At 40.5% G+C, this 17,576-nt stretch carries 13 protein-coding genes and 1 pseudogene; 13 read left to right on the forward strand and 1 reads right to left on the reverse strand.

From position 1 onward, the window contains the following. Positions 1–171: 171 nt before the first annotated feature. The gene (locus A9479_RS17920; RefSeq protein ID WP_064664174.1) at positions 172–1,140 is read left to right on the forward strand and encodes a replication initiation protein; all 969 of its coding nucleotides are present in this window, start codon (positions 172–174) and stop codon (positions 1,138–1,140) included. A 16-nt stretch (positions 1,141–1,156) separates the two neighbouring features. On the opposite strand, the gene A9479_RS17925 is transcribed toward A9479_RS17920, so the two are convergent. Next, on the reverse strand, positions 1,157–2,035 hold the full coding sequence (locus tag A9479_RS17925; protein WP_064664175.1) for a hypothetical protein: 879 nt from the start codon (positions 2,033–2,035) through the stop codon (positions 1,157–1,159). A gap of 808 nt (positions 2,036–2,843) precedes the next feature. On the opposite strand from A9479_RS17925, the gene A9479_RS17930 reads away from it, so the two are divergent. The 12 genes and pseudogenes from A9479_RS17930 to A9479_RS17990 all read left to right on the forward strand — a co-directional run bounded on the left by A9479_RS17930 (position 2,844) and on the right by A9479_RS17990 (position 17,021). Then, positions 2,844–3,053: a hypothetical protein gene (locus A9479_RS17930; RefSeq protein ID WP_064664176.1), complete on the forward strand. Its 210-nt coding sequence runs from the start codon at positions 2,844–2,846 to the stop codon at positions 3,051–3,053. A gap of 852 nt (positions 3,054–3,905) precedes the next feature. Then, a pseudogene (locus A9479_RS17940) lies at positions 3,906–5,081 on the forward strand (IS4 family transposase). A 119-nt stretch (positions 5,082–5,200) separates the two neighbouring features. Continuing rightward, complete coding sequence (locus tag A9479_RS17945; protein ID WP_010558035.1) at positions 5,201–5,566, forward strand: hypothetical protein; 366 nt, start codon at positions 5,201–5,203, stop codon at positions 5,564–5,566. A 107-nt stretch (positions 5,567–5,673) separates the two neighbouring features. Beyond that, the gene (locus tag A9479_RS17950; protein WP_004589252.1) at positions 5,674–6,171 is read left to right on the forward strand and encodes a DUF411 domain-containing protein; all 498 of its coding nucleotides are present in this window, start codon (positions 5,674–5,676) and stop codon (positions 6,169–6,171) included. Beyond that, positions 6,171–7,598 carry a TolC family protein gene (locus A9479_RS17955; RefSeq protein WP_004589253.1) on the forward strand — a complete coding sequence of 476 codons (1,428 nt, stop codon included), beginning with the start codon at positions 6,171–6,173 and terminating at the stop codon, positions 7,596–7,598. Before A9479_RS17950 ends, A9479_RS17955 begins: the two co-directional genes overlap by 1 nt. After that, positions 7,598–9,340, forward strand: a complete 1,743-nt coding sequence (locus tag A9479_RS17960; protein ID WP_004589254.1) for an efflux RND transporter periplasmic adaptor subunit — start codon at positions 7,598–7,600, stop codon at positions 9,338–9,340. Before A9479_RS17955 ends, A9479_RS17960 begins: the two co-directional genes overlap by 1 nt. A gap of 14 nt (positions 9,341–9,354) precedes the next feature. After that, on the forward strand, positions 9,355–12,519 hold the full coding sequence (locus A9479_RS17965) for an efflux RND transporter permease subunit (RefSeq protein WP_008467841.1): 3,165 nt from the start codon (positions 9,355–9,357) through the stop codon (positions 12,517–12,519). 53 nt (positions 12,520–12,572) lie between these two features. After that, a complete protein-coding gene (locus tag A9479_RS17970) occupies positions 12,573–12,920 on the forward strand; it encodes a copper resistance CopC family protein (protein WP_010558032.1) in 348 nt (115 codons plus the stop codon). A gap of 19 nt (positions 12,921–12,939) precedes the next feature. Continuing rightward, entirely contained in the window at positions 12,940–13,827 is an 888-nt protein-coding gene (locus A9479_RS17975; protein ID WP_010558031.1) for a copper resistance D family protein, read from the forward strand. A gap of 15 nt (positions 13,828–13,842) precedes the next feature. Further along, positions 13,843–14,313: a nuclear transport factor 2 family protein gene (locus tag A9479_RS17980; RefSeq protein WP_021032425.1), complete on the forward strand. Its 471-nt coding sequence runs from the start codon at positions 13,843–13,845 to the stop codon at positions 14,311–14,313. A gap of 27 nt (positions 14,314–14,340) precedes the next feature. After that, positions 14,341–16,164, forward strand: a complete 1,824-nt coding sequence (locus A9479_RS17985; RefSeq protein WP_064664178.1) for a copper resistance system multicopper oxidase — start codon at positions 14,341–14,343, stop codon at positions 16,162–16,164. Further along, positions 16,161–17,021, forward strand: coding sequence for a copper resistance protein B (locus tag A9479_RS17990; RefSeq protein ID WP_004589262.1), 861 nt, complete (start codon positions 16,161–16,163; stop codon positions 17,019–17,021). The genes A9479_RS17985 and A9479_RS17990 overlap by 4 nt, the downstream gene beginning before the upstream one ends. Positions 17,022–17,576: the final 555 nt, after the last annotated feature.

Raw genomic sequence — 17,576 nt, forward strand, 5'->3', positions numbered from 1 at the left:
TATGTTTGTTGTGGCACTTTATACGAAATGAGTAGGCAATTTATACGGTTTAGGGGGACATGTATGCTGTGAATAAATAAAAATTTTATTTATCAAAAAACTTACCGAAATTTCTTTTATTGGTTGGGCCGCGGTTAGCATAACAGCATCAACCAGAAATGAGGTAGAGAAATGAGCAGTAAAAATTCTCCAAAAATTGTTTTCGCTAATAAATTATTACATGCGGGTTATTCGCTAGAGGTTAATGAGCAGCGATTAATAAATCTAGCGTTGTCTAAAATTAATTCCAAAAAGTCTAACCCAGGAAAAATTGTGATTTATCCAACGGAATATGCCAAGTGTTTCGGTCTGAGTAAGCACAGCGTTTATGAGCAGCTGAGCGCAGCTGCAGAGTCACTAAGAGATAAATCTGTAAGCATTTTAGACGATAGCGGGCAGTCGCTTTCAATCCCCTGGGTGAGCAATGCTAGATATGAAAAGGTGAAAAATCAGGGCTCGTTTATCACATTGGAGTTCTCAAAAGACATCGAGCCCTATATTTTTAATATTGAGGGTGATTTCACAAGATTATATTTTCATAACACAGTAAAACTTAACACGTTAGCATCATTTCGGTTGTATGCACTCCTAAACGAGGTGCGAAATTATAAAAATTACAAACGACGGGGCTCTGTAGTCCTGAATTTACAACTACCAGAGATGAAACAGAAATTATTTTTATCTGAATCATACGGAGCATGGCGGGATTTTAAAAATCGCGTATTGCTACCGGCTATTGAAAAAATCAATGCCCACACAGACATATGCGTAACATTTAGGCCCAAAAAAATGGGCAATTGTATTACTGCGATTGAGTTTGCGTACATCACCCAGTGCCCTAGTAAAAGTGAACATATAGCACGGCCGAATCTATTTCGCCGCCCTAAAGTCAAAAAAGGGTCAGCTAAAGAAGGTGTCTGGGCTCGTGAAAACCTCAAGCTATTAAGAACCTATGAGTTGTTAAAACAGAATCAAAACCCTGATTTTAGGTTGGCAAAAGTCGATATAAGGCGCTGTATAACGTATGCAAAAATCCTTGGTGACGATGAAACTAAGGTTTTTTACTCTAAACAATTGAGCAAAAAAACCATAACGCCTTAATGTTTATACTACTGCATTACGAGTAAAACATTTCATTAATTTCTTCACACAATTTAGTTCGGTATATTATTGAGGCACGCAGCAGCTCAGCATCACTTTCACTGAGAAGTGGTGCTCGTGTTTTTTTGTCAAAACGTTGCGGCATTTCCTCAAATAGCTGTTCGTGGAGTCGCTTAATGTCATCAAAAATTTTGACTGATTGGGAGAACAAAAAAATCTTACTGTAATCACGATTTTTTAACGAGGCCAAATATTTTAGCAAAATGGCCTGTCGTGCAGTTTTGTTTTTAAAAGAGTGCTCCACCTCAATAGCGGCTATTAAGCCATCAGGAAGTAACACAGCGCCATCCACAGTTCTTGCTGCGGATAGGCTGTTAATTCGTTGAAATTCAGGCTCGGTAATAAACCCCGTCCACATTGGTGCGTACGTTTCATCACTGTGGTAATTATGTATACCGCGCAGCATGACAAATGCATTAATCAGGTTATGCATTACATTGTTTTGATTGAACTGCAGAGCAGGGTTTCTATTCGCTCTAAAATGTATATCGATGCCCATTAACTCCTCTGCAAATTTGGCTGCAGTATAGGTAGGCACGTAGACACGACCATCTGGACTGCGGTGTGTTTTTACCACACGCAATAGCCCATCTTTTTCTAGCCGGTTTAAATGCTCTAATGCCAACCGATGATTGATGCCATATAACCAACGAACAATGCCTGGGGTAATAATAGAAAACCGAATTGCAATAAGCACCGAGACCTTGGTTCTGTTAACGCCTTTTTGATGGTTATTTGCGCCTGGATAATACCGCATATCTATATCAAAATAGCGAGGGTAGTTAAGTAGTAATGAGCTGTTTATTTCTAATTTTTTTGATGGCTGCTGAGTCAATTCACAAAATCCTTTTAGTGAGTTAATTAGTAAAATTAACTAGTACCGCAACACAAAAATTATCATCATTTTATAAATGTATTTCCGTTTTTCATTCCGAGATGCTCTGACAGCATGCACGGAATCATTGTCGCGATAATTATCGCAACAAAAGCAGCTTTCAGCTGATGGTTTCTCAACTTCGTTGTTCAACCATAGGGCCTAAAACGCCCGTCAGCTCTGGTGTTGCTCCGCAACGAGCTGACTCGACGCGCTATCGCGCTAGCGTTGTAGACCCAGCGCGAATGCACCGAGCTACGCTCTGTACTGACCGCCATACTGCCGCGCCTGACAAGGCTGTGAGTTCCTCACTACTCGCCTTTTTCATCTGCTGTTATTTTCTCCGAAAATAGGTGGTTCGATACAATTTGTGCCAAATTTTAATCGAATTTCGCTGATGCGAAACACTATCGCGGTCAGTACAGACCAGCTGTACATTCGCGCTTTCTCCATGTGTCTACGGCTTCGCCTACACCACATTACGCGCTTGTTGGCCTCATTCTGAGGCGCTATTTTGCAGTTTTTCGTGCCGAAAAATGCGTTTAAAAAAACCTGTCTTGCAGACAAAAGCCGCCTCCAAAATAAACTTATTAATGAATTTTTTTAGAAAAAGAATAAAAGGTTTTACTTAATAAAATTAGGTGTAATAAGGGAAGGGCTAATTACTTAATTCAAACCGTTTGTTGCTGAGCTGCGCAGTCAAACGGTTTGTTTTTTATCACGAAATCATTAAATTTGAAAGCAAATTAATGACTAATAAGGTTTAAAAATGAAAAATAATGACGTTACTGATATCGCGATTAATCCAGCCAGCGGTCTGCCTATTACGAATGCGAGTTGTAATATTGTTGATGTTGGCGGCAATGTGGTGGGCCAATCTAATCGAGTAATGACCGTTTATGAAATTGAAGATTCGATAGCCGATTCAAACAATGATGACTGTTTTGATGCTTTTGACCCGCTCGATGACGGTTTTTAATGCTCAAAATATTGAAAACTATTAATCAATATCGAATAGAAGTCGTCTATTCGACTATTGCATTCATTGGCTCAGCTATACTATTTTTTCAATATCAATCAACTCAAAATTTTGCGTGGTTTATTTCGCTCACTTTATTCTGTAGCAAAATGGCTATTGGCATAATTAACTATGAGCAATATTGCCAAAGCAATAAGCGTAGTATGAAGATAGCGCTCAAATATTTGTTATTTAAATTTGTATAAAACCTGTTTATTTGTCCTAAACACAAAGCGCTCCGAGTTAATCAGGCGCTTTTTTAGTTTTATAAGTATTTAAGTTTTTGACCAGTCTGCCTTTAAGCTAGTTAAAATATTTTGATTCGACAAACATCAACGTATAAATTATGAAATATTAGATATCAAGTGTGGGCTTGTGGGTACCATCATTTCAGATGATTTTGAGCCACAGCTTGAGAATAACTACAATTTGAAGTAAAACAGGGCACAAAAATTGATATTTTTGATTAGAGCTTCAATTTTAATTTAGAGTAAAAGTATTTTCAGTTAGTGCCAGAGTAGGTCGGATAAGCTAAGCGCCATCAGACACAGTAAAATACTTTACCAATTATTATGTTGTCGAGTGGCTGGAGAGTGCCAAAAGCGGACACTTCTAGTCAATGGTGAGCAACGAATTTATAGCTTGCACAAATATCAGATGTACCTAAAAGTATTTGTAAGTTTAATTAAAGCAATATAGCTGACGAATCCCCAAGAATGGCGTAGATAAAACAAATAGTTAGAGGCGAAGGGAACATTCATGGCAGTTCCCGATCTGATCTTTCGCCAAAAACACCTAACCATGAATGCTGCCATGAATGTAAAAACAATGCTCGCCGATTTCCTCTCATTTGTCACCCCCAAATGTATGCACAAAGCCCGATTTTTAGCTGTGGGGGCGGCAGTACAAAGCTTGATGCAGAATGGCCAATGCACGGTAACGGCTATCGGCCGTAATTTTGACAGTGAAACGTCATAAAAACACGGCATCAAACGAGCTGACCGTTTGCTAAGAAATGAAGCGCTTCAAGCAGAGGCGCCGCTTATTTATGGCGAAATGACCCGCTTGCTACGTCAGGGCAAACAGCCGCTGATTTTAGTGGACTGGAGCAATGCCGACACCGAAAAGCGCCATTTTATCCTGCGTGCCAGCCTGGCGCTGGAAGGTCGCCCACTGACGTTACATCAAGTTGTTGTGCCGATGGACGAGTATACGTGCCCACACGTACACAGGGCGTTTTTATACCGGTTAAAGCAGGTACTGCCGGCAGACTTTAAGCCGGTGATTATTACCGATGCGGGTTTTAAAGTGCCGTGGTTTAAGCAAATACGTAAGCTCGGCTGGCATTACATTGCCAGAGTTCGTGGCAACCAGACACTGCAACTACCCGGCCAGGATGCCTATATCACGGTTGCCAAAGCCTACAAAAAAGCACGCCCTACGCCCCAAGTCTTGGGTGAGGTTAAGCTGACCAAAGCCCAGCAATATCGCACTCAAGCCGTGCTGGTGGGCACCGGTTGGAAGCTGCGAAAATCCGACAAACACAAGCAATATAAAGAGCCGTGGTTGTTGGTCTCATCCTTGCCCAATTGCTTCGATTACGCGACGAAGATTGCCAAATGCTACGGCAAACGCATGCAAATAGAAGAGAGCTTCCGCGACCAGAAAAGCCAGACCTATGGCTTAGGTAGCGAAGCCCACCGTACTTATAAACGCGAACGATTGGAAGTGCTGTTGCTATTGGCGGCACTGGCAAATTGGTTGCATTACATGATAGGGCTGGCGGCAGAGCTGGCCGGGAAGCACTTGCAGTTTCAGGCTAACAGCATCAAACATCGGCGAGTACTCTCATTTAACTACCTGGGAATGCGATTATCAAAGGCCGCCCAGCTGGGCTTAACTGAAGAAGAGATACAAGCGGCAAGACGGCAAGTCACGCTCTGGGCCGCAGAGTTTGACTGGGGTGTCATCAAACTGGAAAAGAGCTGATACTATGGTCAAATTCGAGGGGATCCCTCAGCAAATATTCATAAATGTTTATACAGCATCAATTGACTTAGTCAAAAATTTGCATTAGTATTGGAGATGTATATTTGTAAGAGAATTTTATGTCTAAAGCATTTTCAAAAGTCTTAGTAATGACGCTTATGCTGGTTGCCTTTGTAGGGCAAGCATTTGCGTATTCTGCTATGCCTTGCGAAATGTCATCAGGTTCTCACGAATCACACATGAACATGAACATGAACATGAACATGGATCATGGTGATATGAATAAAAGCAGTAATGGTCAATCAGAAGATTGTTGTGACGTTGAATGTATTTGTCCTGCAAATGCTTGCTCATCTACGACAGTCCTAAATTCCAGTATTGATTCGACAGATATTCAAATATTCAGTGAATCTGTAGCTGCTCTGCAATCTAAACAACCTCATTCAATTTCCACTTCCCTTTATCGTCCACCAATTTTTGCCTAATACAGGATTAGTGCGTCCAAATTTCTCGCACATGTAATTAATTTTTCTGTTAGTCAATATAGCGTCGTAGCGCTATAGATATTTTCCAGCGATGTCTGGGGGCAAAAATGATCAATAAGTATTTAAAAATAGCAGTAGTAATGCTGCTTTCACCTGCGTTTGCAAACGCCAACGAACATAACCATGCACACAATAACGACGTAACACCTTTGGAGTTAATCGTTTATAAAACCCCTACTTGTGGGTGTTGTAAAAAATGGATAACTCATATTGAAGACAAAGGGATCGTTGCGCATTCCAAAGATTTCCGAAACATCGGCAACATCAAAACTAAGTATGGTATCAAACCTAATTACCGTTCATGCCACACGGCAGTGAGTAGAAATGGATTTGCCTTTGAAGGTCATATACCTGCTAAATTTATTCAGCAGTTCTTATCAGAAGAACATCCCAATGCGATTGGGCTTTCAGTTCCAGCAATGCCAGTTGGCTCTCCCGGTATGGAAGTCGATGACCGCTTTATGCCATACAACGTGTTAATTCTATTTAAAGATGGAACGAGCAAAGTCTATGCAAAAGTTAAGACATACGAGGAGCAATTCTAATGAAATTGAACTCTTCAAACCTTACTTCACTTTCAACTGCATTAATACTCGGCTTATCTGTATTCTCAGCTCAAGCTGAGAAAGTAGTGTCGCTTGAACAAGCTATCACCTTAGCTCAGCAAAATGATCCTTGGCTTCATGGTAGCCGATTGAAACAAAGTGCAGTTGAAAATAGAAGTATTGCTTCAGGTACTTTGCCTGATCCGAAAGTATCGCTAGGGATAATGAATTTACCAACAGATACTTGGGATTTAGATCAGGAAGGAATGACTCAGCTAAAGGTTGGCGTCTCTCAAATGTTTCCGAGAGGCGACAGTCTAGAGATCAAGAAAGACCAGTTACAAATTGAGTCCACGAAATTTCCACTGTTACGAGAGGATCGTAAAGCTAAGTTGAAAAGCCAAGTGTCACAACTTTGGTTAGATGCTTACTTAGCCCAACAAACTATTAAATTGATTGAAGATGATTGGTCTCTCTTTGAGCAGATGGCGGAAGTGGCTAAAGCTAGCTATTCAAACGTTGTTGGTAAAACTAGACAGCAAGATGTTATTCGTGCTCAGTTGGAAATCGTGCAGTTAGATGACAGATTAACTTCGCAAAAGCAGAAACTAGAAACGACAATCGCTCGTCTCAATGAGTGGCTTCATATTTACGATGCGGATCGTTTGAATGAATCATTCAACTTTGACGCGCAACCATTAGAGTTTAGCGTCTCAAAAGAATTGCCTTCGATTCAATTGAATAATCCAACAGTCCTAAAAGCATCTAATTACTCAAGAAATCTATTGGCTCAGGAGCTTTCGAATCACCCAGCCATACTTGCGATTGATATAAAACGCAAAGCTTCAGAAAAAGGAATTGAGTTAGCCAAACAGCAATATGAGCCGCAATGGGGTGTTAATGCTAGTTATGCCTATCGCGACAATATGCCCTCTGGTGATAGCCGAGCTGATTTATTTTCTGTTGGGGTAACGTTTGATTTACCCTTGTTTACCGAGAACAGACAAGATAAGCAAGTTGCAGCTTCTATTGCAGATTCAGAGACTATTAAAACCGAGAAACTATTACTGACAAAGCAAATGATCAGTGTTTTAGAAAAAGAACTAAGACAGCTTAAACGCTTATCAGATAGACAATCTATCTATCAAGAACAACTCCTTAAACAAACTCATGACCAAGCAGAAGCGTCATTGACAGCCTACACAAATGATGATGGCGATTTTGCCGAAGTTGTTCGAGCAAGAATTGCCGAATTAAATACCAGAATATCAGCTTTAAGAATTGATGTTGACGCACTTAAAACAGTTGCTCGTATCAACTATTTCTTTGCACATTCTCAATCTAACTCAAATGCTGAACATAAGTCGATGCAAACTTCACACAAAACTAATCAGCACTTATCCAGTCAGCAATTTGGAGAAAAATAATGTCAACGAATACAAAAACAATTATTGCCATCATCATTGGGGCAGCACTTGGTGCTGGAGCATTGAGTTTATATCAAGGTACTGGCTCAAACAGTAATAGTAATGAAGCAACATCAGGAGAAAAAAAGCCTCTGTATTGGGTTGCACCGATGGATTCTAATTACCGCCGGGACAAGCCCGGTAAGTCGCCTATGGGGATGGATCTAATTCCAGTGTATGAGGAAGGATCATCTGGTGATGACTTTGGCCCCGGAGCAGTAAAAATTGCGCCTCATGTAGTGAATAACCTTGGGGTTCGCACTGCACCTGTTGAACTGAAAAATATGCATACTGAAATCTCAACGGTAGGTTATGTTCAATATGATGAAGATAAGCTAATTCATATCCACCCACGGGTTGATGGCTGGATTGATAAACTTTACATCAAAGCAGCAGGTAACCCTGTAGAGAAAGGGCAGCCTCTTTATACACTATATTCTCCTCAGTTAGTTAATGCTCAGGAAGAGCTGTTAATAGCGTTAAAGCGCAACAATAGTTCTTTAATTTCAGCAGCCAAAGATCGCCTAAAAGCGTTACAGCTTTCAGCAGACTTTGTTCAAAAGCTAGAAAAGACACGAAAGGTTCAGCAAACAATTACCTTTTATTCACCACAAGCAGGTGTTGTCGATGGTTTGAAGGTTAGAGAAGGTTTTTATGTAAAGCCGGGAAACACCTTATTAAGCATTGGCCAGCTAGATCAAGTTTGGGTTGAAGCAGAAGTGTTTGAACGTGACGCAGCCTTAATTAAAAAAGGACTTCCTGTATCAATGACACTGGATTATTTACCCGGTGAGGACTGGGCTGGTGTCGTTGATTATGTTTATCCAACATTGAACAGTAAAACACGCACACTCCGAGTGAGATTGAAATTTGATAACACAGACTATCAATTAAAACCAAATATGTTTGCACAAGTCTCTATTCACGCTAATCAAGCTGATAGCACCATCCTCGTGCCTAAAGAAGCCGTTATTAGAACAGGTAAACAGGACAGAGTAGTACTTGCGTTAGGTGATGGGCAATTTAAATCTATTGAAGTGACTATTGGCCGGGTTGATATCGACAGCATCGAAATATTAGACGGCTTAAATGAAGATGACGTTGTGGTGACATCTGCCCAATTCTTGATTGATTCTGAATCAAGTAAAAGCTCTGACTTTAAACGAATGACTCATGATGAAGTGCCTAACTCTGTTTGGATGCAAGGGGATGTTAATAGTGTTATGGCAGGGCACCGCATGGTTAATATTTCACATGGCCCTGCTGAAGCTTGGGATTGGCCTGAAATGGTTATGGATTTTACTGTGGCTGAAAAAGTCGATATTGACTCATTAAAGTCAGGTCAATCTTTGCACTTTGAAGTGAGCAAAACCGAAGACGGTGGATATGAAATTACTGGAATTCATATCATGAGTGAGCCTGAAGTATCATCAGCAACAGTATCTGGTTTGATTAATGCGATTGATATTGATACACGGATTCTAAATATTAGCAGAGGCCCAATAGAGAAATGGGATAGACCTGCTGCGACGATGGATTTTATCGTCGCGGACAATATAGAAATGGTTGATTTCAATGTCGGTGATAATGTCACTTTCACTTTTGAGGTTAGAGATGACTTAGTTATCACTGACATTTCTCTTGAATCAGATGAACAACACGGCAAGGAAAATAAAGCTGCTGTTGATCATTCTAATCATTAAGTGGGAGAAAAATAATGATTGAATCAATTATTAGATGGTCTATCGGCAATCGTTTCTTTGTTTTGTTGATTACCTTAATTATCGCGTTTGGTGGTTTGTATTCATTACAAAAAACACCAGTAGATGCACTCCCCGATCTTTCTGATGTGCAGGTGATAATTAAGACGAGCTATCCGGGACAGGCACCACAAGTAGTGCAGGATCAAGTGACATTTCCTCTTACTACAGCGATGTTATCAGTGCCGGGGGCGCAAACTGTTCGTGGTTACTCATTTTTTGGTGATTCCTACGTCTACATTATTTTTGATGACGATACTGATTTGTATTGGGCTAGAAGCAGAGTACTTGAATACTTAAGCCAAGTAGCATCAAGCCTGCCTGATTCGGCAAAACCTCAATTAGGACCTGATGCAACAGGTGTGGGTTGGGTATACATTTACGCTTTAACAGATAAGTCTGGAAACCATGATCTAAGCCAATTAAGAAGCATTCAAGACTGGTTCTTAAAGTATGAACTACAAACTGTTCCGGGCGTGTCCGAAGTTGCCGCCGTTGGTGGTATGGTTAAGCAGTATCAAGTGCAAGTAGATCCTGATAAATTGAGAGCTTACGATATTCCTCTAAGTTTAATACAAATAGCCTTACAAAAAGGGAACAAAGAAACTGGCGCATCCGTTGTGGAAATGGCTGAAGCTGAATATATGGTTACCGCAACGGGGTATATTCAATCAGTTAGTGATATAGAGAAAATCCCACTTGGTATTAACGAACAAGGCACGCCATTGCGTATTGGTGATGTTGCTACCGTTAATTTAGGGCCTCAAATGCGCCGTGGTATCGCAGAGCTTAATGGTGAAGGCGAAGTTGTTGGTGGTGTTGTCGTTATGCGCTTTGGTGAAAACGCTCAACAAACCATAAACGGGGTAAAAGAAAAACTTGAATCGCTTAAATCTTCTCTACCAGAGGGGGTGGAGATTGTCCCTGTTTATGACAGATCGAAGTTAATAGATCGTGCTGTTGATAATCTTTGGAGCAAGTTGCTAGAGGAGCTTGCAGTCGTTGCTATTGTCTGTGTGGCTTTCCTATTTCATCTTCGCTCATCTATTGTGGCAGTTGTTACTCTGCCATTAGGTATCTTGGTGTCGTTCATTATCATGTATATGCAAGGCATCAATGCCAACATTATGTCTTTAGGCGGTATCGCTATTGCGATTGGTGCGATGACTGATGGTGCAATAGTGATGATTGAAAATATGCACAAGCATATGGAGAAAACACCACTAACAGATGAAAATCGCTGGCAAATTGTTGCTAAGGCTGCGAGTGAAGTAGGCCCTGCACTATTTTTTAGCTTACTGATCATTACAGTCTCATTCTTACCTGTATTTATCTTGGAAGCGCAAGAAGGAAGAATGTTCTCTCCGCTCGCCTATACAAAAACCTATGCAATGGCGGCATCAGCAGGTTTGGCGATCACATTGGTGCCTGTTTTGATGGGCTACTTTATTCGAGGCAAAGTTGTTTCTGAAAAGAAAAACCCGTTAAACCGATTATTGATTGCTATCTACATGCCTGTTTTAAAGCAAGTCATGAAGTTTCCAAAATCGACAATAGTAGCAGCAATATTAGTGACTATCGTTGGCTTTTGGCCTGTCGATAAAATTGGTAGTGAATTCATTCCGCCATTGGATGAAGGCGATCTCATGTATATGCCTACTACCTATCCCGGTATTTCAATTGGTAAAGCAAGGGAGTTATTGCAGCAAACAGACAAGCTTATTCGCACTGTGCCAGAAGTTGAAACTGTATTTGGTAAAGTAGGAAGAGCTGAAACTGCAACCGATCCTGCACCTTTAACCATGATTGAAACCTTTATTCAATTGAAGCCACAAGAGCAGTGGCGAGAGGGTGTGACTACTGAATCGTTAAAAGCTGAGTTTGATAAATTGGTTAAGTTTCCGGGCTTAACGAATGCTTGGGTTATGCCAATCAAGACCCGAATCGACATGTTAGCAACAGGCATAAAAACGCCTGTGGGTATTAAAGTCGCCGGACCAGAGCTTGATGTGATTCAGGAAATCGGCCAACAAATAGAGCAAATTTTACCCGAAGTTACAGGCACAGCATCAGTTTACTCAGAGCGAGTTGCAGGTGGACGATATATCAAGGTTGATATTTCACGCGATAAGGCAAGTCGCTTTGGGTTAAACATCGAAGATGTTCAACAAGTGGTTTCTACAGCTATTGGTGGTATGAACGTTACCCAAACGGTAGAAGGTCAAGAGCGTTACCCTGTTAACTTACGCTATCCGCAAGACTATCGAGACTCTCCTGAGCAGCTATCACGATTACCTGTTGTAACACCAAGTGGTCAACGCATTGCACTAGGTGATGTCGCAGATATTCGAGTTGAGAACGGTCCGCCGGGGATTAAGAGTGAAAATGCTCGTTTAAATGGCTGGACGTTTATCGATATAGACGGTGTTGACGTAGGTACTTATGTTGAAAGTGCAAAAATACACTTGGCTAATAATCTAAAACTACCAGCAGGTTATTCAATTACTTGGGCTGGGCAATACGAATATATGGAAAGAGCGAAAGAAAAGCTCACCTATGTATTGCCTTTAACACTCGCCATTATTGTTATTCTACTTTACTTAAACTTCAGAGCGTTTAGTGAGGTGGCTATCATTATCGTTACCTTGCCTATGGCGATGATTGGTGGCTTATGGTTGATGTATCTGGAAGGGTTTAACTTCTCTGTGGCTGTTGGCGTGGGCTTTATTGCTCTAGCTGGGGTAGCGGTTGAGATTGGTGTGATAATGTTGGTCTATCTCAATCAGGCACTTGCTGAGCTTAAGGAAAAAGCTGAAGAGCGAGCTGAACCTATCTCTGATGATGCATATCAAGATGCATTATTGCACGGTGCAGGCTTACGAGTTCGTCCAGTAATGATGACAGTTGCAACAATCATTATCGGCTTGATGCCCATTTTATATGGTACAGGAACAGGTTCAGAGATTATGAGTCGTATTGCTGCACCTATGGTAGGCGGAATGACAAGTGCTGTGCTACTCACTCTTATTGTGCTCCCAGTAATTTACTCAATCGTTAAAAAGCCAGAATTAAACGCCTTTAACAAGGAGCTTTCTAAGGCGGAGCTAAAAAGTAATGCTTAGCGAAGTTAAGAAACCATAAATAGCAATTTCAATAAACTAAAATAGAGGTAAATATGAAAAAACTAATTAAATTTTTAACCGTAATCAGTGTCGTTTTTAGTAGTGCGGTATTTGCGCATGTGCATCTTGAAAAAAGTGTGCCTGCTGATAATGCAATGCTAATGAATCCTCCAGAAGAGTTAACTTTGGTGTTCACCAAAGAGGTACGTGTTGTAAAAGTTTCATTGGCCAATAAACAAGGCGAAGAATTTAAATTTGGATTCGAGCCTTCTAAAGTCGCTACTAGCAAATTTACATGGAAACTACCTAAATTAGCTCCTGCAAACTATGCTGTGGATGTAACCTTCTTAGGTAACGATGGTCATAAAATGAAACATAGCTTCGGCTTTATGGTTCACTAAAATAGGCGGTGTGATTGATATGGAAATGTATATCTGGAATACAGTCATTGTACTGTCAAAAATTGTATTTTACGTCGGCTTTGCCTGTATTGCTGGTTATACATTTTTCAGGCAAATATTTGAGAATAATGAATCTCATACTAATACTGTAATAGCGAATTTAACGTGGACAAGAACTTATATAGTTATGGCTTTGATCGCTAATATTACTTGGTTCTTTGCCAGTACTGGTGCAATGGCAGAAGAGGGAATTCAGGGGGCGATAGACGCTGATATATTGGCTATTATGTGGGACTCCTCTGTCGGCACTGGAGCTTTGCTTCGAGCGCTTGGGCTAGTTACCGCAATAATCGCTTTAGCTTTAAGGTTCAAACTCGCTGTGAACTCGTACTTAAAACAAAGCGCTTTAATGTTGAGTTTATTAATCCTTGCATACTCATTCACGTTACTGGGTCATATTTCTGAGTTAGGCACAATTGAAAAAGGCTTGCTTATTTTGCATGTGCTCGTTATGGCATGGTGGTTTGGGGCGTTATTGCCACTAAAACAGGCTTGCCATCAGCTAAGTTATGCAGAACTTCATTTGCTGATGGAAAGCTTTGGCAAACAAGCAAGTTTTACAGTGAGCCTATTGTTGGTAGCAGGCCTCTGGCTCGTGATTCAATTGGTCGGAAGTCTTGATGCACTAATAAGCTCAAGTTACGGACAAACACTGTTGTTTAAATTGGCCCTTGTAGTGTCTATTTTGGCACTTGCTGCTAAACATAAACTAATACTCGTTCCACAACTTAAAAATAGTCAAGGCAGAGAGGCTTTATCTAAATCTATCTCGATAGAAATGCTAGTAGCTTTTGCCATTTTATCTGTAACGGCTGGGCTTACTAGTGTTGTTGGCCCTGCAAATTAAAACCTAAAAGAGAGAATGAAAATGAAAACAATAAATATATTACTCGTTTTATTAATGACGTTTAGTTTCGCAGCAAACGCTCATGGTGATAAGAACAAAGACAAAGGTTTGTTTAAAGGTATAGATACCCCTGCCGCAAAAGTTGTTTTGGCATTTCATCAAGCACTTGAAACTGGCAATCAAAAACAGGCTAGAGCGCAGTTAGCGGATGATGTCACCATTTTCGAGGGAGGCCGCGTTGAAAGGAGCGCTGATGAATATGCTCATCATCATATGTTGTCGGATATGAAGTATTTAGCAGCGATGAAGAGCGACACACTTGAACATCAAGTGACGATACTTGGAAATACCGCTATCTCTGCGTCGCGTAGTCAAACTACAGGTACTCATAAAGGTGTTGAACGCGATTATCAAGGCATGGAAACGATAGTGCTGGAAAAACAAAATGGTGAATGGAAGATTAAGCACATTCATTGGTCACATTAATTTATTGGTTAAATAACGGAGTACAAAATGAGAATTAAAAGTCCATTACATCAAGTTTCTACGCCACGTAGACGCTTTGTACAAGGTGTAATTGCTGGCGGTGTATTAGCTGCTTTTCCAAGTGTTCTTCATGCAGCTTCATCTTTGATTGCTGGAACTTCAACAGGTACTGCGCCCGAACTAAGTGGAGAAGTAATAGATTTAGTGATAGATGAGTCACCCGTAAACTTCACAGGTGTTGTAAGAATGGCTACAACAATCAATGGCTCAATACCAGCTCCTACCTTGCGCCTCAGAGAAGGTGATGACGTTACTATCAGGGTAACTAATAAATTATCAGTGCCGAGTTCAATTCATTGGCATGGGATCATTCTTCCGTATCAAATGGATGGCGTACCGGGTATTAGCTTTAAAGGTATAATGCCGGGTGAAACCTTTGTTTATAAATTTAAGCTGCAACAAAGCGGCACATATTGGTATCACTCACACAGTGGCTTTCAAGAAATGACAGGTATGTACGGCGCATTAATTATTGAGCCAAGAGAAAAGGATATTATTAGTGCTGACAATGAGCATGTCATCCAATTGTCTGATTGGACTGATGATGACCCAATGGATTTGTTTCGCAAGTTAAAAGTACAGGGCGATGTATTTAACTTTAATCAACCTACTGTTCCAGAGTTTTTTGATGACATTTCAAATAGCAGCGTTTCAAATGCGCTACAACGCCGGGAAATGTGGAATAAAATGAGAATGAACCCTACAGATCTTGCAGACTTATCAGCATCTGCAATGACTTTTTTAATGAATGGTTGTGCGCCTTTGACAAACTGGCGTGGAATGTTTAAAGCTGGCGAAAAGGTTAGGCTTAGATTTATTAACGGTTCTAGCAATACGTTTTTTGATGTAAGAATACCTGAGCTGAAGTTAACAGTTGTACAAGCTGATGGACAAAATGTTGAACCTGTGACAGTAGATGAATTTAGATTTGGTCCCGGTGAAACTTATGATGTACTTGTCGAGCCAAAAAATGATGCATATACGATTTTTGCACAAAGCATGGATCGCTCAGGTTATGCTAAAGGTACTTTATCAATGGCACCTAATATTGATGCACCAGTACCTGCTCTAGATCCCGTTGAATGGTTAACGATGACAGATATGATGGGGAATATGGCCCAAGGTGGTGAGCATTCCGCGATGGCAGGTATGGCAGACATGTCGGGCATGAATTCTAATAAAATGGATCATAGTGCAATGGGTCATGGAGCGATGGCAATGGATCATAGTAAACATGGAATGACTAAAAACCCATTAGCTGTTGCTAGCACTAAAGTGCGTCATGCAAAAACAGAGTATGGAGCTTCTGTTGATATGCGTGTTGATATGCCTAGAACAAACCTTGATGATCCCGGTATAGGTTTACGTAAAAATGGACGCCGTGTTTTAACACTTGCAGATTTACATTCTCTTGAGGGAATTACAAACCAGCAAGAGCCAGAGGCTGAAATTGAATTACATTTAACTGGAAACATGGAGCGTTATAGCTGGTCATTTGATGGCTTGGAATTTGGAAAAAGCACGCCAGTTCACATGAAGCATAATCAACGTTTAAGAGTTATTTTACAAAACGATACAATGATGACACATCCCATGCACCTGCATGGTATGTGGAGCGATTTGGAGAATGAAAAAGGTGATGTACAGGTTCGTCGCCATACTATCCCTGTACAACCAGCGCAAAGAATTAGTTTTTTAACAACACCTCATGACGTAGGTCGCTGGGCATGGCATTGCCATTTATTATTCCACATGGATGCAGGTATGTTTAGAGAGGTAGTTGTATCATGAAAAAATTAATACTAACCAATACGTTAAGACTATTATTAATAGGTTTGCCCCTTATAAGTGTATCTGTATCTGCAAAAGATGAGATGACTGAGATGGGTGATTCTAAAATGCAAGCACAAGGTGGAGATGCACCTAAAGATGCTAGAGACCCCCATGCTTATGCAGCAGGTACAACTTTGACTGAAGGTCCTTATGCACTCAGTAGCGACAAACGACTGACTTTGGCAGATGAGCATTCATTTTACGCGCTACTAGGGGATCGTCTTGAATATAATGAGCAAACAAACGCAGGTGTTTTTGACTTTCAGGCATGGTATGGCACTACTTTTGATAGATTAGTCATCAAAACTGAAGGAGATTTTAGCGAAGGTAATTTAGAGGAGAACCAAACAGATTTTCTATGGGGCCACGCAATATCTGCTTATTGGGATACACAAGTCGGTATTCGACTTGATTACAATAACGAAGGTGAAAACCGCAAATGGCTAGCTTTTGGTTTACAAGGTCTAGCCCCCTACTGGTTTGAAATTGATATGACTGCGTATTTAGGAGAGCAAGGTAATAGTGCATTTTCGATCGAAGCTGAGTATGAGCTATTACTTACTCAAAAGTTAATTGTTCAACCACGAGCAGAGTTGACGCTTTACGGTAAGGATGACGTCCAAAATAACCTTGGTAGTGGCTTGTCTAGCAGTGCTATTGGTTTTCGGGTTCGTTATGAGTTTACCCGCCAGTTTGCTCCCTATGTTGGCGTTGAGTGGACAAATAAATTTGGTAATACAGCCGACTTTGCGAAGTTAAATGGGCAAAGTACTCGTGATACTGCTTTTGTTGCAGGTATCAAGTTCTGGCTCTGATATGAAGAAATACTATATTGACTTGATGAGAGCTACCGCAACTATATTGATGGTAGCTTTCGTTTTTTGGGATTTAAACCATTTTAGTTATGTTAGGAAAGGCCTAGCTAATAGTTTTTTTGGAAAGAACTAAGAGCAGTAATAGTAAGCTACTTCTTGTTTTCAATCGGTGCCAGTCTGGTGTATACCTATCAAGGTGGAATATCAGCTAAGAAGTAAAGTTGGCGAATGGTTAAGGTTAAAGAGTCAAGGCAAAAAACATCGCCATTGAAAGACGTACAATAGGCCATTTTATCACTTTTGATGAACGGGAATTGGATGTGCCCGGGATAGAACCGATTGTTGCAAAGTACTGCGCTTAAAGCTGAACAATTGGAAAAATGATCCATTACTCAATACCTAGTTATGAGCGTAGGGTTTTTATTTCTTTTAATGGTGCTCATGCTTGGCTTCAATCTCATGAGTATAAATTAGACACCCCTTTTATACTTGTGAAGTTAAAGCTGTTTAAAAAAGTAAAAAGTAAAAAGTAAAAAGTAAAAAGTAAAAAGTAAA

Source organism: Pseudoalteromonas sp. MQS005 (assembly GCF_001661605.1).
Lineage (GTDB): Bacteria > Pseudomonadota > Gammaproteobacteria > Enterobacterales > Alteromonadaceae > Pseudoalteromonas > Pseudoalteromonas tetraodonis.